This is a genomic window from Nocardioides pinisoli (assembly GCF_024199985.1).
In the GTDB taxonomy this organism is placed as follows: domain Bacteria; phylum Actinomycetota; class Actinomycetes; order Propionibacteriales; family Nocardioidaceae; genus Nocardioides; species Nocardioides pinisoli.
This window is the reverse complement of the sequence record NZ_JANARS010000006.1, coordinates 126,327-148,166: the sequence shown is the minus strand read 5'-3', so window position 1 is coordinate 148,166 and position 21,840 is coordinate 126,327. Positions and strand designations below refer to the sequence as shown.

Sequence of the window (21,840 nt, the reverse complement as noted above, 5' to 3'; positions counted from 1 at the left end):
AGCCCGAGGCGGGCCCTAGGCTTGGGCCCACATTCCCCGGTTGGTCTGCCGGTAGGGCCCGCCTGACTTTGAATCAGGACTAGCGACGTAGGTTCGACTCCTACCCGGGGAGCTGGCCGGTCCCTTGTAGCGTCGCGGCATGGCCATCTCCGAGATCGTCGGCGTCTACGACGCGGACGGCGGCCTGCTCGGTGAGGTGGCGTACGTCTGGGGCAAGGTGCGCGGCACCCGGCACTGCGGGCTGTGCGACATCACCCACGCGACGGTCCGCCGCAAGCGCGAGTGGGACCGGATGGTGGCGACCCTCCCGGTGCCGGTGCGGATGCTGCACCTCAACGAGGTGGACGAGGCCCAGGCGGCGGCGGTCGCGGCCACGCGGGCCCCGGTCGTGCTCGCGCTCGACGGCGGGGCGTGGCGCGAGCTGGTCGGCGCGCAGGAGCTGGACGAGATGGACGGCTCAGTGGCCGCGTTCGAGGCCGTGGTCCGCAGCCGGCTCGCAGTGCGCGACGAGGCCTGACGCGTCGACACCCCCCCGGGCCCTCGTCCGTCCGGGGGTAGTCAAGGGAGAGGTGGGCCGGGTCGGGCCCGTCGAGGGACGGATGTCCCTTGACTAGCCCGGCTGGCCGCGGCTACTGGTCGGCGGACCCGTCCGCGGCGTCGGGCAGCAACGCCCGGTCGAGGAAGCCGACCACCCGGCGCTCCCACTCCTCGGGCGTCGTCCGGAGGCCCTGCATGTGCCCGGATTCGGGGACGGTCCAGACCTCCACGCCCGTGCTGTCGCCGGCGATGAAGTCGGCGGCCAGCGTCTCGGTCTCCACCCCGCCCGCTGCGACGAGCAGGAACGTCGTCGGGTCGCCGCGACCGGTCGCCGTGTCGACGGACTGGCGCAGGGAGGCCGGCTCCGGGGCGTCGGTCAACAGGTCGGTGACGCCGTAGGTGAGGTCGTCGATCCACTGCTGGACCTCCCCGCGCGCGCCGTACGCCGACAGGTAGCCCTTGTCGTCCGCGGTGCGGTTGGTCGCCCCCTCCGCCACGACGGCCGCGACGCGGTCGTCCACGCCGGCGGCGCCGATCGCCTCCTCGCCACCCATGGACAGGCCGACGAGCCCGATGTGCCCGGGTGAGACGTCGGGCAGGTCCGCCAGGTGGTCGACGGCCCCGGCCGCGTCCTGCTCGCCGTACCACCCGAAGTCCATGCCGGGGCCCGAGCTGGCGCCGTGGCCCCGTGCGTCGTAGAGCAGGACGCCGTAGCCGTGCCCGGCGAGCACCGCCGCCTCGTCGAGCACGCCGGTCCGGGTGGAGCCCGCGCCGTGCAGCAGCGCGACCGCGGCGCCGTTGCGGGAGGGGACGTACCACCCCTCCAGCCGTACGCCGTCGCTGCTGGGGAAGGCGACGTCGCGATAGGCCAGGCCCACGTCGGCCGGCGTGCGGCCGTCGAGCTCCGGACGCGGCGGGTAGGCGGCCGCGACCGCCTGCCCGATCGTCCACAGCGACAGGTAGGTGCCGAGCAGGAGGAGCGGCACCGTGACCACCCACCACCGCCGCCGGGTGCTGCGCAGGAGCACGACCGCGGCCCACGCGGACCCGACGAGACCGACCGCCAGCAGGGCGAACCCCCACGCCGCGGCGGCGGTGGGACCTGCTTCGGCGTAGTGGCGGGGGCCGGTGCCGACGCCGACGGCGAGGAGGACGAGCCCGGCCACGAGGACCAGGCACGTGACGCCGCGGCGTGCGGCCGTGCCCACCACCGGCTCCTACATCTCGAACACCAGGCGCGCGGGCACCTCGCCCGCGAGGACCTCCTCGAAGCAGGCGTTGACGTCCTCGAGGCGGCGGGGCTCGGTGACCACCCGGGTCAGGCCGCGTGCGTGGAGGTCGAAGCAGTCGGTGAGGTCGTTGCGGGTGCCCACCAGCGACCCGATGACCGAGATGCCCTTCAGCACGGTCTCGAAGACCGGGAGCTCGAGGCGGTTGTCGGCGGGGAGGCCGACCAGGACGAGCCGCCCGTGGGGGTTGAGGGCGGCGTGGGCCGCGCGCATCGCCGCCGGGGACGGCACGGTCACCAGCGCGACGTCGACGCCACCGAGGGCCTCGAGCTCGGCCTGCTGGTCGCCGCGGCCGTCGACCACGTGGTCGGCACCGAGGTCCTGGGCCAGCTGCAGCTTGTCGTCGTGCACGTCCACCGCGACGGTGCGGGAGCCGAAGACCCGGGCGTACTGCAGGCCGAGGTGGCCCAGCCCGCCGATGCCGACGACCATCGCGGTCTCGCCGGGCTGCGGGGCGGCGACCTTGAGCCCCTTGTAGGTCGTCACGCCGGCACAGGTCAGCGGGGAGGCGTCGCGGGAGCTGACCGTGTCGGGCACCGGCACGACGTGGCTGGCCCAGGCGACGGCGTACTCGGCGTAGCCGCCGTCCATGCTGAAGCCCATGTAGGCGGGGGTCGAGCAGTAGGTCTCCCAGCCGGCGACGCAGGCACGGCAGTGGCCGCAGGCGTGACCGAGCCAGGGGAGGGCGACGCGCTGGCCGACCCGCACCGGCAGCTCGGCGTCGCCCGGGCCCACCGCCTCGACCGTGCCGACGCCCTCGTGGCCCGGGATCAGCAGGTCCTTCGGCTTCGCCGGCCACTCGCCGCGCGCGGCGTGGATGTCGGTGTGGCACAACCCGCAGGTGTCGATGCGGACGAGCACCTGGCCGGGGCCGGGCTCGGGGACCGGGACGTCGCGGATCTCGAGCGGTTCGCCGAGGGCGGGGACTACTGCTGCCTTCATGGGTGACTCCTTGTCGCGGATCGGATGGGGATGGCGATGAGCAGGGCGCCGGCCAGCAGGAACATGCCGGCGAGGATGAACAGGACGGCGATGACCGCGTTGAGGACGGGCAGCTCGGCTCCGGTGGAGACGTCGGCCGCGACGCCCTTGCCGGCGTCCGCGCGCATCAGCACGACGGTCCAGTCGCCGTCCTCGAGGTCCCAGGTCAGCGTGGCCTCGCTGCCGGTGGCCTGCACCGTCCAGAACGTCTGGTCGGTGGGCGCCGCCTCCGGCGCTCCTCCGTCCGTGGCGTCCAGGACGGCCTCGCCGTCGCGGAAGTCGCGCAGGGTGTCGCGGGAGACGTCACCGAGGTAGCGGTCGACGTCGGACGTCGGGGCGACGCCCACGAAGAGCGGTGTCCCCGAGTCCGCCCGGACGTGGACGCGGACCTCGCCGAGCCACACGGACGGCACCCACGAGGTCGCGCCGTCGGTGTCGATCTCCGCGTCCTCGGTGGTGATGGCGTAGGTCGCGCTCTCCAGCGAGGTCGTCGGGGTCATCAGGAAGCCGTCGTCGCGCCCGGTGGCGCTCGCCAGGGCCAGCGTGCCGCCGGCTCCCGCGAAGCCGAGCCCCATGAGCACCAGCAGGGAGCCGATCACCACGGAGACGACGCGACCGGTCGACCAGCCGCCCCGCCCGCCGGGACCGGGGGGCTGCGGCCCGTACGGCGACGGGGGCACGGGAGCCTGCGGAGGGGGCTGACCGGGGGCCTGCTGGGTGGCCGGCGGAGGCGCGGCGGGCGGCACGGCGGGTGGTACGGCGGACGACGCAGCGGGTGACGCGCCCGCTGACGGGCCCGCCGGCGGGAGCGCGGTGTCGTACGTCTCGTGGCCGCCCATGTCGAGGCGGAAGGGCGGGTACTGGTCGGTCATCAGCGCGACGTAGCCCGCCACCCTCAGCACCCACCTGTTGAGGCCGAGGACGAGGTCGAAGACCTGTTGCGGGTAGCGGCCGGTGAACAGCAGGACGACCGCGGCGACCAGGACCAGGACGCCGATCAGGCTGATGCCGATCCAGTTCTCGTCGTCGGCCGCGTCCACGCCGTAGGCGACCCCGCCCGCGAACAGCGCCACGATCAGGTAGTGGGGGATGGCCAGCAGCCACCACTTCACCAGCACCAGTCCGCGCGAGAGCCGCTCGGGGTAGTCCACGGAGAGGTGGGCGGGGTAGTCCGGCACGTCAGCCAGCGTGAACGGCGGGTAGCGGTCGGTGCCGAGCGCGCCGTAGGCGTAGTAGGAGACGCGCCAGCTCCACCGCATGACGCCGACGTTGAAGTCGAAGATCGCGCGCGGGTAGCGGCCGGCGAACAGGATGGCGAAGAACGCGACCACGCTCATCACGAAGAAGGCCAGCCACAGGAAGGCGAGCACGACGTAGTGGGGGATGGCGAGCAGCCACTTCACCAGCCAGAGCCCCCGGCTCAGGCGGGGGTCGAGGTCGGCGTCGACGTGGACGGGGTAGGCGGTCGGAGCCGTCGAGGTGGTCATCGGGGGTCTCCTCTCCAGTAGGCGGCCCGGCCCGGCGTGGCCCGGCCGGACCGCTCCTCGCCTCGATCGTCGCCGTGCGCACGGGCGGGCAGGCAGGGCCGAACGACCTCTCCGCGGGAGTCCCGGGGCAGGACCTAGGACCCTGTCGGCCCGGGAAGGGCCGGACGAGACTCGGACCACACAGCCGAGGAGGAACTCCCGTGATGCCCTACGCGCCAGCCCCCAGCCCGCCCGACCCGGTGCGGGTCCTCGTGGAGGACGTCCCCGACCTCGCCGAGCGCGTCAGGGTCGCCGCGCGACGAGCCCGGGCCTCGGCCCGCGCCGTCGAGCTCGTCGAGCCGACCGTGCCCGCGTGCGACCACGAGGAGCGCGCCCGCGTGATCCGCCGCATGGACGAGGCCCTCGACGTCGCCCGGCGTGCGGCGCCGGGTCTCCAGATCCGCGTGGGCAGCCCGGTCGAGCCACCACGGCCCCGGCGCGCGACGTGACCGTGACGACGGGGGTGCGGGAGGTCGGGGTCGTCCCGGTCCCCCTCGAGCGCCTGGCGTCGCTGCTCCCGCCGGACCGCGTCGAGCGCCTCGAGCGCTACGCCGACGCTGCCCGCCGGATGCTGGACGGCCGCACGCTGTGGAACGTCAACTCGACGGCGCGCGGCGGCGGGGTCGCGGAGATGCTCCACGGGCTGGTGGCGTACGCCGCCGGCACGGGGGTCGACATCCGCTGGCTGGTCGTGGGCGGGGACCCCGACTTCTTCGCGATCACCAAGCGGATCCACAACCGGTTGCACGGCGTCGCGGGCGACTCGGGTGCGCTCGACGCCGCCGCCCGTGCGACGTACGACGCCACCCTTGCGCGGCAGGGCCGGGAGGTGCTCGACCTCGTCCGGCCGGGCGACGTGGTGCTCCTCCACGACCCCCAGACCGCGGGACTCGCCGTCTCGCTCCGCGACCGCGGCGCGTGGGTGATCTGGCGGTGCCACGTCGGCCTCGACGAGCACAACGCGTGGACGCGTCAGGCCTGGGGGTTCCTCCGCGAGCTCGTCGAGCCCGCGCACTCCTGCGTCTTCTCGCGCGCGCAGTTCGCGCCCGACTGGGTCGACCGGACGTGGCTGCGCGTGATCCCGCCGTCCCTCGACCCGTTCAGCTCCAAGAACACCGACCTCTCCGACACGCAGGTCCGGGCGCTGGTGCACCGCGAGGGGCTGGTCGTCGAGGGCGCCCCGCTGCCGGTGGACGGGCGGGTCGTGCTGCAGGTCAGCCGGTGGGACCGGCTCAAGGACATGGCCGGCGTGCTGGACGCGTTCGCCCGGCACCTCGAGCAGCTCCCGCCCGACGTCCACCTGGTGCTCGCCGGACCCGAGGTGACCGCGGTGGCCGACGACCCGGAAGCGGCCGGCGTGCTGGCCGAGTGCCGCGCCCAGTGGCGCACCCTGCGCGCACCGGCGCGCGAGCGCAGCCACCTGGTGTCGGTGCCGATGGACGACGTCGAGGTCAACGGCCTCACCGTCAACGCCCTGCAGCGGTGGTCGACCGTCGTGGTCCAGAAGAGCCTCGCCGAGGGGTTCGGCCTCACCGTCACCGAGCCGATGTGGAAGAGCCGGCCGGTCGTGGCGTCCGCCGTCGGCGGCATCCGGGACCAGGTCGAGCACGGCGTCAGCGGGCTGCTTCTCGACGACCCGCACGACGGGGCGGCGCTGGTGGCGGCCCTCGCGTCGCTGCTGTCCGACCCCGCCCGGTGCGAGGCCATGGGTCGGGCCGCCCACCTCCGGGTGCACGAGCACTACCTGGCCGACCGGCACCTCATCCAGTGGGTCGAGCTCATGGGGCAGCTGATGGGGGAGGGGTAGGCCCGGAGGCCGCCCGGTAGGCGTCCAGCGCGGTGGGCAGGGTGGGGAAGATGTGCTCGGCCCCGATCCGCTGCAGCACCCCGCTGGGCTGGAGCACGTCGCGCTGGTCCTGCTTGAGCCGGGCGATCGCCAGCACGACACCCTGCTCCGCGAGCTCGGCGCGCAGGGTCTCGAGCGCGTCGGCGCCGGTGAGGTCGACCTCGCCCATCGCCTCGAAGTTGAGCAGCACCCACTCGGGGTCGTAGGCCACCACCGACTCGCGCACGCGGGACAGGAAGTTCTCCGCGTTGGCGAAGAACAATGGGGCGTCGTAGCGGTAGACCAGCAGCCCGGGCACGGCCTCGGCGTCGTCGTAGTCGTCGACGTCGTGCATGCCCGCCAGGTCGGGGACGAGTCCCTCCACCGCGTCGTGGGGCCGGGCCACCCGGCGGAGCACGTCGACGAGCGAGAGGCTGACCGCGACCAGCACGCCCTCGAGCACGCCCACGACGACCACGCCGAACGTGGTGGCCAGGGCGATCAGCAGCTCCGCGCGCCGGTAGCGGGCGATCCGGGCGAACTCGGGTACGTCGACCAGGCGCAGGCCGGCGTAGACCACGACCGCCGCCAGGGCCGCGTCGGGGAACCGGGCGAGGACGGGGCGCAGCGCCACGACCAGGAGCAGCGCGGCGCCGAGCGTGGCGAGCCCCGTCCAGCGGGTCCGGCCCCCGACCGCGTCGGCGATCGCCGTACGGCTGCCCGAGCTGCTGACCGGGAAGCCGTGCACCGCCCCCGCCGCGATGTTGGCGGCGCCCAGCGCGAGGAGCTCGCGCCGGGCGTCGACGCGGTCGCCGTGCCGGGCGGCGAACGCGCGCCCGGTGAGCACGTTGTCGGTGAAGCCGACCACCGCGATGGCGAGGGCCGTGGTCAGCAGTGCCCACGACCCCAGGGACGACACGGACGGCAGGCCCACCGTCGGCAGCGCGAACGGCAGCGTGCCGACGACCGCCACCCCGTCGTCGGACAGCCCGGCCACGGAGACCGCGAGCGTCGCGGCCAGCATCCCGGCCAGCGGCACCGGCCCGGTGGGCCACAGGCGGGCCCCGAGCAGGAGCACGGCCAGCGTGCCGAGGCACACCGCGAGGGTGGGCCCGTGGATCGCCGACGGGTGCTGCGCCAGCCACCACGCCTCGGCCAGCGGGTCGCCGTCGGGGACGTCGGCGCCCGTGGCGCGGCCGGCCTGGGACAGGATCATCAGGCCGGCGATGCCGGCCATGTAGCCGACCAGCACGGGCTTGGAGAGCAGGTCGGAGAGGAAGCCCAGCCCGCCGGCCCAGGCGAGCAGGCACACCGCGCCGACGGCGAGGGCCAGCAGCGCCGCGGTGTCCCTGGTGGACGCGCCGGGTGCCGTGATCGACGCCAGCGCGGCGCCCGTCATCAGCGCGGTCGTGGACTCCGGCCCCACCGACAGCTGCGGCGAGGAGCCGACCACGAAGTAGACCGCGAGGGCGACGAACGCCGCCCACAGCCCCGCCTCGGGCGGCATGCGGGCCAGACCGGCGTACGCCAGCACCTGGGGAACGAGGTAGGCGGCCACAGTGATCCCGGCGAGGACGTCGCGCCGCAGCACCCGTCCGCCGGGAGGTCGTGGACCCCGGGGACGCCTCGACGCGTTCATGTGGCCCCCTTCCCGATGCGGTTCGCCCAGTCGAGCGCGCACAGGGCGTGCGGGATAGGGCTGAAGGTCCCGCCCCGCCACCCGCGACCCGGTGGGCTCAGGGACGGCCGGCAGCGAGGCGCGACGGACCGGATCGACGACGCGGCCGGTCGACAGGCTCGTGCGAACCTCAGGCTGGTCGTCGGACGGTCATCAGGTAGCTGCCATAGAGGGGTAGCGGGAGCCGTCTTCCGATCACGGACGACCACCGACCAGTCCCGGCGACCTCCTCGACCGAGAACTGCTTGAAGCGCAGGTATTGCGTGAGAGCCGTCGGGCAGTGCGCACTGACGTGGGCACTGCCCAACATCGTGCCGCCGTATCGAAGTCGCAGGAGGAAGTAGTGCGGGTTCGGCGTGGTGAGGAGGAGTCTCCCTGATGGTCGCAGGAGTCGCCGCACTGCTTCGAGCAACGCGTCGATCGCGTCCAGCGGGACGTGTTCGATCACTTCCCCGAGGAGGATCGCGTCGTACGGTTCACCGTCGCCGACGTAGTCCTGCAGGTACCCCCCACTCAGCCGGTCGTAGATCCCGGGCGCCATCTCGGCGACGTACTCCGGTACGAGGTCGACTCCGTGGAGCGTCACCGAGGGGAAGGCTGCTCGGATGACCGACCCACCTCGCCCCGTGTTGCACCCGACGTCGAGAATCCGTTCGACCGAGCCGGGCAGGCGCTGGGCGAACTGCCCGTAGCGTCGCACGGTGAAGGGGTCGGTCTCCGCGACTTCCATCTCGCGGTTCAGCTGTTCGAGTGACTTGTCGGTGCTCAATGAAGTTCCCCCGTCGCAAGCAGGCCATCCAGCGGCCGGACGCTTCAGGTGCGGCCGGGTTGGGCGAGTCGGTCGCGTCTGCGTCTCGCACAACCGGATACACCGTTGTCCCGAGATCTCGCGAACGCTCGTAGGAGAATCCCCAAATTTTGCCCGCAGGCATACCCCGGATGTGCATTACGTTTGCCTCTGCGTGATGGCAGGGGGCGCTCGTGCCATGCACCGAAACGACGATGCCCAATGCCTCGAAGGATGAATTGCCATGAGCTCAAAGCCCACCTGGCTTCGGCCTGCGGCGCTCGTCTCCCTGCCGGGACTGGCCCTCAGCCTCCTGGTCGCACCAACCGGGGTGCAGGGCGCCGTGCCGCTCTCGGAGGCGTCATCGCCCCGACCTTCGGCGAGCGAGACGGTCGCACAACCGCGTGAGCAGGCACGACGCAAGCCGTGGCCGTCCGCTGCCAACACCGGCGTGCCCGCAGGCGTGCAGCTGCAGCCCTACCGCGGTCCCTGCACGATCACCCGTGACGGCACGGTCATCGACGCCAAGCTGGTCGACTGCGACCTCGAGATCCAGGCGGCGGGCGTGGTGATCACGAGGTCGAGGATCAACGGCACGGTGTGGAACGACTACGAGGCGCACGACACCTCGTTCAAGATCAAGCGGTCCAACGTGGACGCCGGCGACGAGCCTTGGACGGGCATCGGCTCGATCAGGTTCACCGCCCGGCGGGTCGAGGTGGTGGGCGGGTCACGCTCGATCATGTGCTGGTTCAAGTGCAAGGTCATCGACAGCTATGTCCACGGTCAGATGACCGACGAGACGGGCGTGCACCACGAGTCCGGCATCCGCATGGGGTCGCGCGCCAAGCTCATCCACAACACGCTGACCTGCGACGCTCCCGACGTCCCGCCCGACGCCGGCTGCTCGGCCAGCCTCACCGGCTACGGAGACGGCGCGGTCGTCGAGGACAACCTCATCGAGAACAACCTGTTCCTCGCCTCGACCGGGGGTGCGTGTGCCTACGGCGGTTCCACGCGCGGCAAGCCCTACTCCGAGGGCGTCAACAACATCAGGTTCATCGACAACGTCTTCGAGCGTGGCCCGACGGGCAACTGCGGCTACTGGTTCGCCATCACCGACTTCGACAAGTCCGCGCCCGGCAACGTCTGGAGCGGCAACCGGTGGCGCCACAGCAAGCAGCGCGTGCCTCCGGCCTGAGGCGGGGGACGGGTCAGGGTCGGGACTGTCCGACTCTCGGCACGGGATGCGCGTCGATGACCTCCTCGTAGAGGTCGAGCATCTGCGTGACCCGGTGCTCCCACAAGTGGGTGGACTCGACCTTGCGCCGCCCTGCCCGACCCATCCGGGCCCGCAGGCCGGGGTCGGTCACGAGCCGCCTCAGGGCGGCTGCGACGTCCTCGGCCAGCTGTGTCGGACTCTCGGCCCGGAGCCTGAAGCCGCAATCGTCGTCGACGTTGGCGCCGGGGCCGCCGCGCGCGCACACCACCACGGGCAGGCCGGCTGCCATCGCCTCGAGGGCGACGTTGCCCCCGGGCTCGCGATAGCTGGGGAAGACGAAGACGTCGGCGCGCTCGTAGAAGCCGATCACCTGCTCGCGAGGGAGCGAGCCGTGAAAGCGGACCCGCGCACCGAGCCCCAGCGCGGTGGTCAGCTCCTCGCACGCGCTCCGGTCGTTGCCGTCGCCCACGACGTCCAGCGTGACGTCGAGGTCGCGCAGCTGGTCGAGCGCCCGGATGACGTCGCGAAGGCCCTTGGTCCGGATCGTGCGTCCGACGTGGAGCAGGCGGACGCTGCCGCGACGGGCCGAGCGGTCCACCTCGGGGGGGAGCTCGCGCACCGCGGTCTCGCTCATGATCGCCAACCGCGTCAACGTCAGCCCGGCGAGGAGGTCGCCGACGTAGGGCGCGATCCCCACGACGCATGCGGCCTGCTCGTAGGTACGCCTGAGCAGCGGGTCGTGCGCGAGTCGCGCCTGATCCAGCGCGCGGAGCCGCTGGTACCACGGTGTCCCGCCCTCCTCCTCGACGAAGGCCGGCGGAGACTCGAGGCCGCCGCCCACGGGGCCGAGGACCACCGGCACACCCAGACCGGTCGCGGGGCTCGGGTAGCGCATCGCGACCGGGACGACCTGGTGCACGACGTCGAAGTGCTCCCCCTCGGCGGTCCGACGGCGGATCCACTGGCGCGCGCGGACGTAGAACGGCGCGTATCCGGGCTGCAGGAGGCTGTTGAACCGTTCGAAGCGGCCCACGCCCGGGGGCTCGGGCCACTCGACGATCCGTACGCCGCTGAGTTGCTGGGAAGGGGGGACGTGGTCGCGCTTGTGGCTGGTCAGGAGAGTGACGTCGGCACGCTGCGACAGCAGCTCGGCCCATTGGTGGGCGAGCCAGGACTCACCGACGTCCTGTCCGTCACAAGCGGGGGCGATCAGCAGTACGTCGCGCACTGGTCCTCCTCGTCGGGGTCAGCTCGGAAGCAGGTGGTCGGAGGCGCCGAGCACCACTGGGCGCCGGCCAGGGCGCAGGAGCGCGTGGAGCGTCGGCCAGGAGCGGCGGTGCCCCATGACCGCGCGTCGGAGCTCGTTGAGGACCGTGATCACGAAGTAGACCCAGGCGAGCGCCGTGCCGGAACGACGACGATAGATCCGAATCCGGTTGACGATCTTCATGGTGTGCGTCGTCGCGCTCTCGCCGGAGCCGCCGCCCACGTGCATCCCTCCCGCGCTCGGGGTGTAGACGGTCATCCATCCCAGGTCCTTCGCGCGAAGGCTGAAGTCGGTCTCCTCCGAGTAGAGGAAGTAGGTCTCGTCGAGTCCCGCCACGGCGCGGTAGCACTCGGCGTCGATCAGGAGGATGGCCCCGACCGCCCAGTCCACTGCATGCTCGTGCTCGTAGGCCGCGGGGTCCTCGATCCGCTCGGCGAAGGTGGCGAGTCCGGTGAAGCTGAGGCCCCCCGCCCGTGCCAGGCTCGGCTTCCTCCGGAGCGTGGGGGAGAGGGTGCCGTCCGCCTCCCGCACGCGCGGTGCCACCACGCCGACGTGCGGTCGGCGGGCGACCGCGGCCATGGCGGGCACGGCGCCCGGGTCCAGCGCGGCGTCCGGGTTGAGGATGAGATAGGTCCGTGCGGGGCTCGACTCCGCGACGCCACGGTTGACCCCGGCCGCGTATCCGACGTTGGACGATCGGATCACCCGGCAGTCGGTCCGGGCGTCGAGGAGCGGGAGGGTCCCGTCGGTCGACCCGTTGTCGACGACGGTGACGCTGTAGGTCAGGTCACCCATCGCTGCAGGCACGCTGTCGAGCAGCTCAGAGACGTGCGCCGCACTGTTGTACGTGACCACCACGACCGCCACGTCCAGGAGCACGAACGCACTATAGCCACGCCGAGGGTCCGCAGGACCCTCGTGGGATCATGCGGACGGCGCGTCCTGGCGCGTGGGTGGCCGAGAGGGCGGGACGGGCGCCCCCTCCGACGTCAGGCGGCGCAGTGCCCCGCTGAGGCCCAGCAGCAGGAAGAGGGTGCCCATCGTCTGGGAGAAGGCGAAGGCGTCGAAGAGGGCCAGGCTCACGAACCCCACCACGACGCTGGCGACGAGGCTGGTCGCGAGATCCCTGCTGGCGGGGTCGTCGCTCTGCCGCCTGACGCGGAGCAGAGTGCGGACGGCGACGACGGCCAGGGTGAGGAAGGCGATGGTTCCCAGAAGACCGACCGTGACGAGGAGCAGGAGGTACTGGTTGTCGAAGATGCGGTACTTGGGCAGGAAGGTGCCCAGCCCTCGCCCCAGCACGGGAGCGCGCTCGATGAAGGTCGCGGCCAGGTCGAAGCTCCCGGTGCGGGAGGCGACGCTCGGGTCCTCGGAGGCTCCCGAGAACAGCCGCACGATTGAGTTCAGGAGGTTGGGCGTGACCACCAGCATCGCGACGACACCGACGCCCGCCAGCCCGAGGATCTGCCAACGACGACGTGCCTCCCAGCCGGTCATGCAGATCACCAGGCCCACGATCGCCCCCAGGTAGGCAGAGCGGGAGGACGTCAGGGGGACGAGCGCCCCGATAGCAGCCGCCGGGAACCACCGGACCCACACGCGATGCGTCGTGTCGTGGAAGGCGACGTGGAGCGCGATGGGGAGGAGCAGGGCGATGACCACACCGAACTCGATGGGGTGGACCGACGTGCCGGACGGTCGTGGGAAGCCGCCGCGGTCGAAGTTGCCCGCCACCTGGGTGACCGTCAGCCCCGGGATCGACACGCGGTCCACCCAGGACTGCCTGGTCAATGCCTGGAGGAGTCCCAGGACCGCGAGCAGGCCCCCGCCGAAGGCGATGCGCCGGACAAGGGTGCGGAGCTCGGGCAGGGTGTCCAGCGCGTCATGGGCGACGAGGAAGGTGCCGGACCAGGAGATGAGGGCCAGCACCGCGACGTCAGCCGGGCTGACCTCGTCGGGGCTGATCGGGTGGGACATGGCCCAGGCGTAGGTCAGGCCGACGCAGAAGAGGAAGAACGCGAGCGCGCGACGCACGGGCTGCGGCCCTGCGTCGCTGGTCTGGGCGGCCGCCGTCCGGAGGACCACCCAGAGCAGGAAGCTGGCGAGGCCGAACACCATGGCGAGCGATCCCGCGCTCCCCAACGGCCCGATGATCTGGGTCGACGGGACACCGAGCAGGAGCACGAGGTAGGCGGTGAGCCAGGAGATCGGGTTCATGGTCAGGGCTCGAGGTCGTGCTCAGTGCGGCTTCCTGGAGCGGGCCTTGCCGCTGCGAGGCCGGCCGGTCCGGCCTCGCTGTGCTGGGCTGCCTGCGACAGGACGCGAGGCTGGCTGTGGTTCGGGGTCGACCGGATCGGACCCGTTCGGCTCCGCGTCCTCCGGCTGGACGCCGCCGGCCCGGTCAGGAAGTCCGGTTGGATCGTCCTGCGGGGGGTCTTCCGGTGCGACCGCGCCGCTCTCCGCCGCGATCGCGCGGACCCGGCGCTGACGGCTCCGCCCGTCGATGGCGCTCGCGAGGAGCACCGTGGCCACCAGCCCGAGAGCGACGGCTGCGATGACCAGGCGGACGGTTCCTCCTCTGTCTGCCGTGGCGGTCTCGTCCTGGGTCAGGACCATCGCCCGCACCGTCGCCTCCGGGGGCGTGCCCACCTCGTTCTGCAGTCGTTCGAGCGTCGTGATCGCTTCTTGGATGAGGGGTGGCAGCGCTGCCAGCGTCGTGTCGTCCGACGACCCGGAGACGTCGATCGCGACGATTGGCCCGCGGGTGGACTCCTCGATGGTCACCGCGTAGCCGACGTCGGGGAACTGGTCACCGAACTTGTCGCGCACCGAGGTGCTGCTGAGCGAGGCGACGACGACGCGTGCCGGGAGCTCGAGGCCGCTGAGCTCGAGGAAGGGGTTGCCGTCGTCGCCCACCGTGGTCTGCGACGGCAGCAGCATGACGAGTGCGCGCGCGGTGTAGGTGGGCGGACTGGAGACCGAGGCTCCGAACCCGAGGACGGCGGATGCCAGGACCCCGAGCACCAAGAGGTACCAGCGTCGGCGAGCGATGCCGATGAGGGCTGGCTTGTCCATGAGAGTCCGTGTCCCGTGAGTCGGCGTGCTTGGCCCCTGAGTCTGACTGGAGGCTGGCGCGTACGATAGCAACCTGTCTCAAGTTGTACTCCCACGGCGAGAACCGGACCGATGACACTCTCAGATCTCTTCGCCACCGCGTGGCGTCACCGAGTCGTCGTCGTGCTGGGCCTGGTCGTCACCCTGGCCGCGGGGTTGCTCGCGATCCAGTACCGCACGGTGTACTGGACCCGGACCGAGGTCGTCTTCCTCGTGCCCCGCAACGAGTTCCACCCCAACGCCTTGTCGTCGTCGGAGTCGATCGTGATCACCGCCGGAGCCGTTGCCAAGGTCGTGCTCGGACCCGGCCGGGTCCCCAAGTACGCCTCTCCCGAGGCGACCTTGGTCGGCGCCGGTGTCCGCGAGGGATGGTCCATCGGACTCCCGGACAACGGCGGCCAGTGGGCGACGAACTTCGACAGCCAGGTGCTCAGCATCGAGGCCGTGGGTCCTTCGCAGACGTTCGTGCTGGACAAGGTGCGCGAGCTCCGCGAGAGGATCGCCACCAGCCTGGACGACCTGCAGGAGGCGGAGGGTGTCTCGCAGCGCAACCGGATCACGGTGAAGGCCTCACCCCAGGTCCCCACGGTCTACGGGGTCACCGGAAGCCGTCCCCGGGCGCTCGTGATGACGGGTCTGCTCGGTGCCGGACTGACCCTGGCCGCCGTCCTTACCCTCGAGGCTCGTCGATCATCGCGTCGCGTCGAGCCGCTGCCGCAGCGACGGGAGCTGGCGGCTGCAGGCCGCTGATCCGCTGGACGGTCGACCGGTGACACACTGCGGCCATGGACAACCTCACCGTCATCGTCCTCGCCGCCGGCGGCGGCACCCGCATGAGATCCAAGACCATGAAGGTGCTGCACCCGATCGGCGGGCGCTCCATGATCGGCCACGTGCTGCACGCCGTGCAGGCCGTGGAGCCGACCAGGGTCGTCGCGGTGGTCGGTCACCAGCGCGAGCAGGTCGGGCCGCACATCACCGGGCTGCTGCCGTCCGCGGTGCTGGCGGTCCAGGAGACGCAGCAGGGCACCGGTCACGCCGTACGCGTCGCGATGGAGGCCTCGGGCACGACGAACGGCACCGTGATCGTGGCCGCCGGCGACACCCCGCTGCTCGAGGGCGAGTCGCTGCGCGCCTTCGCCGAGGAGCACCACGCCGCGCAGCGCGCGGTGAGCATCCTGAGCGGCCGGCTGGCCGACCCCTTCGGCTACGGCCGGATCGTGCGCAACCACGAGGGCGACGTCGAGGCGATCGTGGAGGAGAAGGACGCGACGCCGGAGCAGCGCGAGATCGACGAGATCAGCTCGGGGATCCTGGCGTTCGACGCCGAGTTCCTCGTCTCGGCGCTGGCCCGGATCACCAACGACAACGCCAAGGGCGAGTACTACCTCACCGACGCCGTCGGCCTGGCGCGCGAGGACGGGCTCACCGTCGGCGCCCACCTCATCGACGACGTCGCCCAGACGGCCGGCGCCAACGACCGCGCCCAGCTGGCCGAGCTCGGTCGCGAGCTCAACCGGCGCATCGTGACCCACTGGATGAAGGAGGGCGTGACGGTCATGGACCCGGCGACCACCTGGATCGAGGCCGACGTGGTCCTCGAGCCCGACGCCACGATCCTGCCCGGCACCCAGCTCCTCGGTGCGACCGTCGTCCACGAGGACGCCGTGGTCGGCCCCGACACGACGCTCAAGGACTGCGAGGTCGGCGCCGGCGCGCGCGTCGTACGCACGCACGGCGAGCTCGCCGTCATCGGCGACCAGGCCTCCGTCGGGCCGTTCGCCTACCTCCGCCCCGGCACCCGGCTCGGTGCCGCGGGCAAGATCGGCACCTTCGTGGAGACCAAGAACTCGACGATCGGCGACGGCGCCAAGGTGCCGCACCTGTCCTACGTCGGTGACGCCGAGATCGGCGAGGGGACCAACATCGGCGCCGGCACGATCTTCGCCAACTACGACGGGGTCGCCAAGCACCGCACTGTCATCGGCCGCCACGCCAAGACCGGCTCCAACAACACCTTCGTCGCGCCGGTCGAGGTCGGCGACGGCGCGGGCACCGCGGGCGGCACCGTCGTACGCCGCAACGTGCCGGCCGGCGCGCTGGCCGTCAGCAGCTCCCCGCAGCGCAACCTCGAGGGCTGGACGGAGTCCAAGCGCGCCGGCACCGCCCAGGCCGAGGCCGCGCGAACGGCGCGTGAACAGCAGGAGACGACCGACCAGTGACCCCGGGGTTGGTGGTGGGCGGCTTGTGGGTCAGACTGCTGTCGAGCACCTCCGAACGAGCCACCCCCGAGGCTTGACCAGGACAGCGAGGAGTCGCGTCGCGTGACCGGAATGAAGCGGACCACCGAGAAGAACCTGATGGTCTTCAGCGGCCGGGCGCACCCCGACCTCGCCACGGAGGTCGCCGACCTCCTCGAGTGCGGGCTGGTGCCCCAGGACGCACGGGCCTTCGCCAACGGCGAGCTCTACGTGCGCTACGAGGAGTCCGTGCGAGGGTGCGACGCCTTCGTGATCCAGAGCCACACCGCTCCGATCAACGAGTGGATCATGGAGCACCTGATCATGGTCGACGCCCTCAAGCGGGCCTCGGCCAAGCGGATCACTGTGGTCATGCCGTTCTACGGCTACGCCCGCCAGGACAAGAAGCACCGCGGCCGTGAGCCGATCTCGGCCCGCCTCGTCGCCGACCTCTTCAAGACCGCCGGCGCCGACCGGCTGATCACGGTCGACCTCCACGCCGACCAGATCCAGGGCTTCTTCGACGGCCCCGTCGACCACCTGATGGCGCTGCCGATCCTCACCGACTACGTCAAGCACAAGTACGGCGACCAGCAGCTCGCCGTCGTCTCCCCGGACGCCGGCCGGATCAAGGTCGCCGAGCGCTGGTCGGCCCGCCTCGGCGGCGTGCCCCTGGCGTTCATCCACAAGACCCGCCGCACCGACGTCGCCAACGAGGTCGTCGCCAACCGCGTCGTCGGCGAGGTCGAGGGCAAGATCTGCATCCTGACCGACGACATGGTCGACACCGGCGGCACGATCGTGAAGGCCGCCGAGGCGTGCGTCGACGCGGGCGCGGCCGGCGTGATCATCGCCGCGACCCACCCGATCCTCTCCGACCCCGCGGTCGACCGGCTCAAGAACTCGTCGGCCATCGAGGTCGTGGTCACCAACACGCTCCCGGTCCCGGCCGACAAGCAGTTCGACAAGCTCACGACCCTCTCGATCGCCCCGCTCATCGCCCGGGCGATCCGCGAGGTCTTCGAGGACGGCTCCGTGACCTCGATGTTCGACGGTCACGCCTAGGTCGCATCCAGCAGCTGAGATCGCCGGGCGCCGCCACGACGGCCGTTCTCGCCTGTCGATCGGTGACTGTGCACCCGAGACTCCCGCTTCGCACCCCAGATCACGGGTGCAAAGTGGGGCGGTCACCGGATATCCGGTGACCGCCCCTCGGCGCCCGTCAGAGCGTGCGGTCCAGGTCGTCGAGCGAGTCGTTCCACGAGCGCGCGAGGACCGTGGGGACGTCGCCCTCGAGGGCGGTGGCGACCGCGGCGCGCAGCTCGTGGCGTACGTCGACCGGGAGCGGCAGCAGCGGGAAGGCGTCGCCGATCACGTCGCCCATCGCCTGTCCTGAGCGCTGGGCGAGGGCGAGGCCGTCGGTGACGTAGCGCTGGAGGTAGGGGCGGACGAGCTCGGCCTGGTCCCAGCCCCAGAAGCCGGCGCCGACGGCGTCGAACTCGTGGCTGCCCAGCTCGCCGCCCATCAGCTGCTCCCACGCGGCGGCCTTCGCCTCGGGGGTGGGGACGGCGGCCCGGGCGGTGAGCGCGGCGTGGTGGCCGGAGACCGACTTGTCGCGCTCCTCCTCGGGGCCGATCCACGAGTCGTCGCCGAGCTCCGCGAGCCGCTGCACCGCCGCCCAGCGGATGGCCTGGTCGACGTCGTCCTGGCCGAGCCAGTCGACGAGGAAGCCGCGGTCCGCGCTGGTCCGGGCGAGCACCCGCGAGGCGCCGGGCGCCAGGGCGGGGGAGCCGTCGTCGACCGCCCCGCGCGCGATGTCGGCGATGACGGCGAGGTGGCCGGCCGCGGCGGCCGGGTCGGTGTAGCGGCGGGTGACCGACTGCAGGGCGCGCATCACGCCCTCGAACACCACGGGGTGCCTCTCCGGCCGCAGGTGGCGGTCGGCCAGGTCGACGAGCTCGCCGACCCCGATGACCTGCGACTCGCAGAGGTCGACCGCGGTCCACCACAGCATCGCCCGGGTCAGCTGCGACTCCACCGTCGACAGGCCGGCGGTGATCGCGGCCCATGACTGCTCGTCGGGCCGGACCACGGCGAAGGTCTCGTCGCCGGAGTTGGGCACGACGACCCGGCCGGCGAGCTCCTCGAGGCGTACGGGCTCGTCGCCGAGCTGCACGTCGCGGGAGTCCACGAGCCGCATCGCGTCGTCGTACGCCGACACGGTGAGGCGGTGCGGCCGCGAGCCCTCGCGGGTCAGGACGGGGACGCCGTCGGCCCCGCGCGTCACGCGCAGGGTGTCGAAGCCGGTGGTCCGCAGCCACGCCTCGGCCCAGGCGCGGACGTCCTTCTCGCTGGCGGCGTCGAGGGAGTCGAGGAAGTCGGCCAGCGTCGCGTTGCCGAAGGCGTGGGTGGTGAGGTGCTTGTTGACGCCCGCGAGGAAGTCGGTCTCGCCGAGCCAGTGGCCGAGCTGCGCGAGCGCGGAGTTGCCCTTGGCGTAGGTGATCATGTCGAAGTTGGCGAAGGCGGTGTCGACGTCGACGATCTTGTCGGTGTCCTCGGCGATCGGGTGCGTCGAGCGTCGCCGGTCGGCGCGGTAGCCGGCCGGCTTGCGGGTGATGGCGGCCGAGGTCCAGGCGTCGGTGTAGCCGGCCGCGACGCCGGCGACGTCGTAGCCCATGAAGTCGGCGAACGACTCGTTGAGCCACGAGTCCTCCCACCACTTCATCGTCACGAGGTCGCCGAACCACATGTGGGCCATCTCGTGGGCGATCGTCGAGGCGAGCCACTCGCGCTCGAGCTCGGTCGGCGTGCCCTGCGTGAGCGCCTGGTCGCGGAAGACCACGCAGCCGGGGAACTCCATGGCGCCCCAGTTGAGACCCGGCGCGAAGACCTGCTGGTAGTCGGCGTAGGGGTAGTCGGGCTCGAAGATCGTCGTGTAGTGCTGGAAGCAGGCGCTGGTGATGCGCTTGAGCTCGTCGGCGTCGCGCTGCAGCTCGCGGCCCTGCGAGGCCCGCGCGTGCCAGCCGAAGGGCAGCGTGCCGCCCGGTGCGGGGGCGTAGGGCTCGTCCCACGTCACCGAGACCCACGGTCCGCCGACGAGGGTGAAGAGGTACGACGAGAACGGCGGGGTGGTGCCGAAGGTCCAGGTGTCCGCGCCGTCACCCGCGGTGCGCGCCTCGAGCGGCCCGTTGCCCAAGACCGTCCAGTGCGACGGCGCCGTGACGGTCAGGGTGAAGGTCGACTTGATGTCGGGCTGGTCGAAGCAGGGCACGACCTTCTGCGTGATGTCCATCGAGGTGTGGGCGCAGACGTAGCGCTCGCCGTCGGCCGGGTCGATCGTCACGGTCATGCCGTCGCCGTCGGTGACGTAGGGCATCCGGGCCGTCACGCGGACCGTGTTGGACTCGCCCAGGTCGGTCAGGGCGATCCGTCCGTCGGCGTAGGGCGCGGGGCGGCCGTCGAGCGTCACGTCGGTGCCGCCGTTGAGCTCGAGGAACGTCGAGGCCCCCGGCTGCGTGCACCTGAACGAGATCGTCGCCTCGACGCCGAAGTCCTCGGCGGAGGTCAGGTCGAGGTGGAGCTCGGAGTGGACGTCGGTCAGCAGGGCGGCGCGCTCGCGCGCCTCGGGGAGCATCAGGGGCACCGGGCCACCCTAGTTGCGCAGATTCGACCTGACGCCCGACCCCGTCTAGAGTTCTGGGGTTGCCTCGGCGAGGGAGCCCGCACGACGGGACTCCGTGATCGACTGGGCCGGACCGCACCCGCTGCGCCGCGCCCCCGATCCGGAGCGCGGCGTTCGTCGTCTCCGGCCGAGGCCCCCGAACTGAACGCGCGAGCACACCCCGGGCCGCGCCCAGCACGACGCACGCAGCACGAAGCACCCAGCCACCGACGTACGGAGAACATCATGTCTGCCCCCGAGAAGATCGCCGCCGAGCCCCGCACCGAGTTCGGCAAGGGCGCCGCCCGCCGGATCCGCCGCGAGGACAAGATCCCCGCCGTCATCTACGGCCACGGCAACGAGCCCGTCCACGTCATCCTGCCCGGCCACCAGACGATGATGGCCCTCAAGCACGGCGGCGCCAACGCGCTCCTCGCGCTCGACGTCGACGGCTCCGAGCAGCTCGCCCTGACCAAGGACGTGCAGATCGACCCGATCCGCCGCGTCATCGAGCACCTCGACTTCGTCGCCGTGCGCCGCGGCGAGAAGGTCACCGTCGACGTCCCGATCCACGTCGTGGGCGACGCCGCTCCCGAGACCCTGGTCGTCACCGAGAACTCGGTCGTCTCCGTCGAGGCCGAGGCCACCCACATCCCCGAGTTCTTCGAGGTCTCCGTCGAGGGCGCTGCCGAGGGCACCCAGGTCCTCGCCAAGGACCTCGACCTGCCGTCGGGCACCACGCTGCTCGCCGACGAGGACCTCCTGATCGTCAACGTGACCCAGCAGATCTCCGCCGAGGCCCTCGAGGCCGAGCTGGAGGAGGCCGAGGCCGAGGCCGGCATCGAGCACGACGCCCCCGAGGCCGAGACCGAGGCTGCCGAGGGCGCCGGGGCTCCCGCGGAGGGCGCTGCCGAGGGCACCGACTCCGAGTGACCCACTGAGCGGGCACTTCCTCGCGCTGAACCGCACTGACCGGGCACTTCCTCGCGCTACAGCGCGAGGAAGTGCCCGGTCGACGCTTCGTAGCGCGAGGAAGTGCCCGGTCGGCGATGGAAGGATGGGGACGTGACGACAGAGCAGGCCACCACGGCGAGCGAGGTGTGGCTCGTGGTGGGCCTCGGCAACCCCGGCCCCGCCTACGCCGGGCACCGCCACAACATCGGCTACCTCGTGACCGACGAGCTCGCCTCGCGCATGGGGTCGCCCTTCAGGAGCCACAAGTCGGGCCGTGCCGACGTCGTCGAGGGCCGGCTGTCGCTGGGCGGCCCGCGGGTGGTGCTCGCGCGCCCCCGCGGCTACATGAACGAGCTGGGCGGGCCGGTCAAGGCGCTCGCCACGTTCTACAAGGTCGACCCCGCGCACATCATCGCCATCCACGACGAGCTCGACATCGCCTTCGGCACGCTGCGCATCAAGCTCGGCGGCGGCGACAACGGCCACAACGGGCTGAAGTCGATGCGGTCCTCGCTCGGCACCGGCGACTTCCACCGCGTGCGCGCCGGCATCGGTCGCCCGCCCGGCCGGCAGGACGTCGCCGACTTCGTGCTGTCCAACTACTCCACGGTCGAGCGCAAGGAGCTGCCGTTCCAGGTCGCCGACGCCGCTGACGCCGTCGATTCGCTCATCACCGACGGGCTCGAGAAGACCCAGCAGCGCTTCAACTCCTAGCCTCCGCTGGACGGTCCCCTGTTTGGGGCATGAGGTTCTCCCGCC

At 72.0% G+C, this 21,840-nt stretch carries 19 protein-coding genes and 1 tRNA gene; 10 read left to right on the top strand and 10 right to left on the bottom strand.

Features of this window, described 5'->3' with window-relative positions:
* Positions 1-33 precede the first annotated feature (33 nt).
* Together NCI01_RS14700 and NCI01_RS14695 are read left to right on the top strand one after the other, a co-directional pair.
* Positions 34-112 (top strand) — tRNA-Gln (locus NCI01_RS14700).
* Positions 113-139: 27 nt separating this feature from the next.
* Positions 140-517, top strand: coding sequence for a hypothetical protein (locus NCI01_RS14695; RefSeq protein ID WP_254182247.1), 378 nt, complete (start codon positions 140-142; stop codon positions 515-517).
* 112 nt (positions 518-629) lie between these two features.
* Here the strand turns inward: NCI01_RS14695 and NCI01_RS14690 are convergent, their stop codons facing one another.
* From NCI01_RS14690 to NCI01_RS14680, 3 genes are read right to left on the bottom strand one after another with little or no spacing between them, the layout of a single operon-like run.
* Positions 630-1,745, bottom strand: coding sequence for an alpha/beta hydrolase (locus NCI01_RS14690; protein WP_254182246.1), 1,116 nt, complete (start codon positions 1,743-1,745; stop codon positions 630-632).
* Positions 1,746-1,754: 9 nt separating this feature from the next.
* The gene (locus NCI01_RS14685; protein ID WP_254182245.1) at positions 1,755-2,768 is read right to left on the bottom strand and encodes a zinc-dependent alcohol dehydrogenase; all 1,014 of its coding nucleotides are present in this window, start codon (positions 2,766-2,768) and stop codon (positions 1,755-1,757) included.
* On the bottom strand, positions 2,765-4,294 hold the full coding sequence (locus NCI01_RS14680) for a DUF4389 domain-containing protein (protein WP_254182244.1): 1,530 nt from the start codon (positions 4,292-4,294) through the stop codon (positions 2,765-2,767). The genes NCI01_RS14685 and NCI01_RS14680 overlap by 4 nt, the downstream gene beginning before the upstream one ends.
* Positions 4,295-4,497: 203 nt before the next feature.
* On the opposite strand from NCI01_RS14680, the gene NCI01_RS14675 reads away from it, so the two are divergent.
* Positions 4,498-4,782 carry a hypothetical protein gene (locus NCI01_RS14675; protein ID WP_254182243.1) on the top strand — a complete coding sequence of 95 codons (285 nt, stop codon included), beginning with the start codon at positions 4,498-4,500 and terminating at the stop codon, positions 4,780-4,782.
* Complete coding sequence (locus NCI01_RS14670) at positions 4,779-6,140, top strand: glycosyltransferase (RefSeq protein ID WP_254182242.1); 1,362 nt, start codon at positions 4,779-4,781, stop codon at positions 6,138-6,140. The genes NCI01_RS14675 and NCI01_RS14670 overlap by 4 nt, the downstream gene beginning before the upstream one ends.
* Here NCI01_RS14670 and NCI01_RS14665 read toward each other — a convergent pair.
* Both NCI01_RS14665 and NCI01_RS14660 read right to left on the bottom strand, forming a co-directional pair.
* Positions 6,112-7,797, bottom strand: a complete 1,686-nt coding sequence (locus NCI01_RS14665) for a SulP family inorganic anion transporter (RefSeq protein ID WP_254182241.1) — start codon at positions 7,795-7,797, stop codon at positions 6,112-6,114. The two genes, NCI01_RS14670 and NCI01_RS14665, sit on opposite strands and share 29 nt — an antisense overlap.
* 169 nt (positions 7,798-7,966) lie before the next feature.
* Complete coding sequence (locus NCI01_RS14660) at positions 7,967-8,605, bottom strand: class I SAM-dependent methyltransferase (protein ID WP_254182240.1); 639 nt, start codon at positions 8,603-8,605, stop codon at positions 7,967-7,969.
* A 262-nt stretch (positions 8,606-8,867) separates the two neighbouring features.
* On the opposite strand from NCI01_RS14660, the gene NCI01_RS14655 reads away from it, so the two are divergent.
* Entirely contained in the window at positions 8,868-9,824 is a 957-nt protein-coding gene (locus NCI01_RS14655) for a hypothetical protein (RefSeq protein ID WP_254182239.1), read from the top strand.
* A 13-nt stretch (positions 9,825-9,837) separates the two neighbouring features.
* Here NCI01_RS14655 and NCI01_RS22795 read toward each other — a convergent pair whose 3' ends face one another.
* Genes NCI01_RS22795 through NCI01_RS14635 form a run of 4 tightly spaced genes read right to left on the bottom strand, consistent with a single transcriptional unit; the run spans position 9,838 to position 14,187 of the window.
* Positions 9,838-11,073, bottom strand: coding sequence for a glycosyltransferase family 4 protein (locus NCI01_RS22795; RefSeq protein ID WP_254182238.1), 1,236 nt, complete (start codon positions 11,071-11,073; stop codon positions 9,838-9,840).
* An 18-nt stretch (positions 11,074-11,091) separates the two neighbouring features.
* The gene (locus NCI01_RS14645; protein WP_254182237.1) at positions 11,092-11,991 is read right to left on the bottom strand and encodes a glycosyltransferase; all 900 of its coding nucleotides are present in this window, start codon (positions 11,989-11,991) and stop codon (positions 11,092-11,094) included.
* A gap of 45 nt (positions 11,992-12,036) precedes the next feature.
* Positions 12,037-13,329, bottom strand: coding sequence for an O-antigen ligase family protein (locus NCI01_RS14640; protein WP_254182236.1), 1,293 nt, complete (start codon positions 13,327-13,329; stop codon positions 12,037-12,039).
* A gap of 21 nt (positions 13,330-13,350) precedes the next feature.
* The gene (locus NCI01_RS14635) at positions 13,351-14,187 is read right to left on the bottom strand and encodes a hypothetical protein (protein ID WP_254182235.1); all 837 of its coding nucleotides are present in this window, start codon (positions 14,185-14,187) and stop codon (positions 13,351-13,353) included.
* A gap of 111 nt (positions 14,188-14,298) precedes the next feature.
* On the opposite strand from NCI01_RS14635, the gene NCI01_RS14630 reads away from it, so the two are divergent.
* The 3 genes from NCI01_RS14630 (at position 14,299) to NCI01_RS14620 (ending at position 17,531) form a co-directional block, all read left to right on the top strand.
* Positions 14,299-14,976 carry a hypothetical protein gene (locus tag NCI01_RS14630; RefSeq protein WP_254182234.1) on the top strand — a complete coding sequence of 226 codons (678 nt, stop codon included), beginning with the start codon at positions 14,299-14,301 and terminating at the stop codon, positions 14,974-14,976.
* A gap of 35 nt (positions 14,977-15,011) precedes the next feature.
* A complete protein-coding gene (glmU, locus tag NCI01_RS14625) occupies positions 15,012-16,448 on the top strand; it encodes a bifunctional UDP-N-acetylglucosamine diphosphorylase/glucosamine-1-phosphate N-acetyltransferase GlmU (RefSeq protein ID WP_254182233.1) in 1,437 nt (478 codons plus the stop codon).
* A gap of 111 nt (positions 16,449-16,559) precedes the next feature.
* A complete protein-coding gene (locus tag NCI01_RS14620; protein ID WP_254182232.1) occupies positions 16,560-17,531 on the top strand; it encodes a ribose-phosphate diphosphokinase in 972 nt (323 codons plus the stop codon).
* Between the two features lie 157 nt (positions 17,532-17,688).
* On the opposite strand, the gene pepN is transcribed toward NCI01_RS14620, so the two are convergent.
* A complete protein-coding gene (gene pepN / locus NCI01_RS14615) occupies positions 17,689-20,100 on the bottom strand; it encodes an aminopeptidase N (protein ID WP_254182494.1) in 2,412 nt (803 codons plus the stop codon).
* 273 nt (positions 20,101-20,373) lie between these two features.
* Between pepN and NCI01_RS14610 the strand changes: the two genes are divergently transcribed.
* Both NCI01_RS14610 and pth read left to right on the top strand, forming a co-directional pair.
* On the top strand, positions 20,374-21,060 hold the full coding sequence (locus tag NCI01_RS14610) for a 50S ribosomal protein L25/general stress protein Ctc (RefSeq protein ID WP_254182231.1): 687 nt from the start codon (positions 20,374-20,376) through the stop codon (positions 21,058-21,060).
* Between the two features lie 132 nt (positions 21,061-21,192).
* Complete coding sequence (pth, locus tag NCI01_RS14605) at positions 21,193-21,795, top strand: aminoacyl-tRNA hydrolase (RefSeq protein ID WP_254182230.1); 603 nt, start codon at positions 21,193-21,195, stop codon at positions 21,793-21,795.
* Positions 21,796-21,840 lie beyond the last annotated feature (45 nt).

What these genes read in the sequence shown, in the direction of transcription:
- NCI01_RS14695 (WP_254182247.1), top strand. Translation starts at nt 140, where the DNA reads ATGGCCATCTCCGAGATCGTCGGCGTCTACGACGCGGACGGCGGCCTG.
- NCI01_RS14685 (WP_254182245.1), bottom strand. Translation starts at nt 2,768, where the DNA reads ATGAAGGCAGCAGTAGTCCCCGCCCTCGGCGAACCGCTCGAGATCCGC.
- NCI01_RS14680 (WP_254182244.1), bottom strand. Translation starts at nt 4,294, where the DNA reads ATGACCACCTCGACGGCTCCGACCGCCTACCCCGTCCACGTCGACGCC.
- NCI01_RS14675 (WP_254182243.1), top strand. Translation starts at nt 4,498, where the DNA reads ATGCCCTACGCGCCAGCCCCCAGCCCGCCCGACCCGGTGCGGGTCCTC.
- NCI01_RS14665 (WP_254182241.1), bottom strand. Translation starts at nt 7,797, where the DNA reads ATGAACGCGTCGAGGCGTCCCCGGGGTCCACGACCTCCCGGCGGACGG.
- NCI01_RS14655 (WP_254182239.1), top strand. Translation starts at nt 8,868, where the DNA reads ATGAGCTCAAAGCCCACCTGGCTTCGGCCTGCGGCGCTCGTCTCCCTG.
- NCI01_RS14640 (WP_254182236.1), bottom strand. Translation starts at nt 13,329, where the DNA reads ATGAACCCGATCTCCTGGCTCACCGCCTACCTCGTGCTCCTGCTCGGT.
- NCI01_RS14635 (WP_254182235.1), bottom strand. Translation starts at nt 14,187, where the DNA reads ATGGACAAGCCAGCCCTCATCGGCATCGCTCGCCGACGCTGGTACCTC.
- NCI01_RS14630 (WP_254182234.1), top strand. Translation starts at nt 14,299, where the DNA reads ATGACACTCTCAGATCTCTTCGCCACCGCGTGGCGTCACCGAGTCGTC.
- glmU (WP_254182233.1), top strand. Translation starts at nt 15,012, where the DNA reads ATGGACAACCTCACCGTCATCGTCCTCGCCGCCGGCGGCGGCACCCGC.
- NCI01_RS14620 (WP_254182232.1), top strand. Translation starts at nt 16,560, where the DNA reads ATGAAGCGGACCACCGAGAAGAACCTGATGGTCTTCAGCGGCCGGGCG.
- pepN (WP_254182494.1), bottom strand. Translation starts at nt 20,100, where the DNA reads ATGCTCCCCGAGGCGCGCGAGCGCGCCGCCCTGCTGACCGACGTCCAC.
- NCI01_RS14610 (WP_254182231.1), top strand. Translation starts at nt 20,374, where the DNA reads ATGTCTGCCCCCGAGAAGATCGCCGCCGAGCCCCGCACCGAGTTCGGC.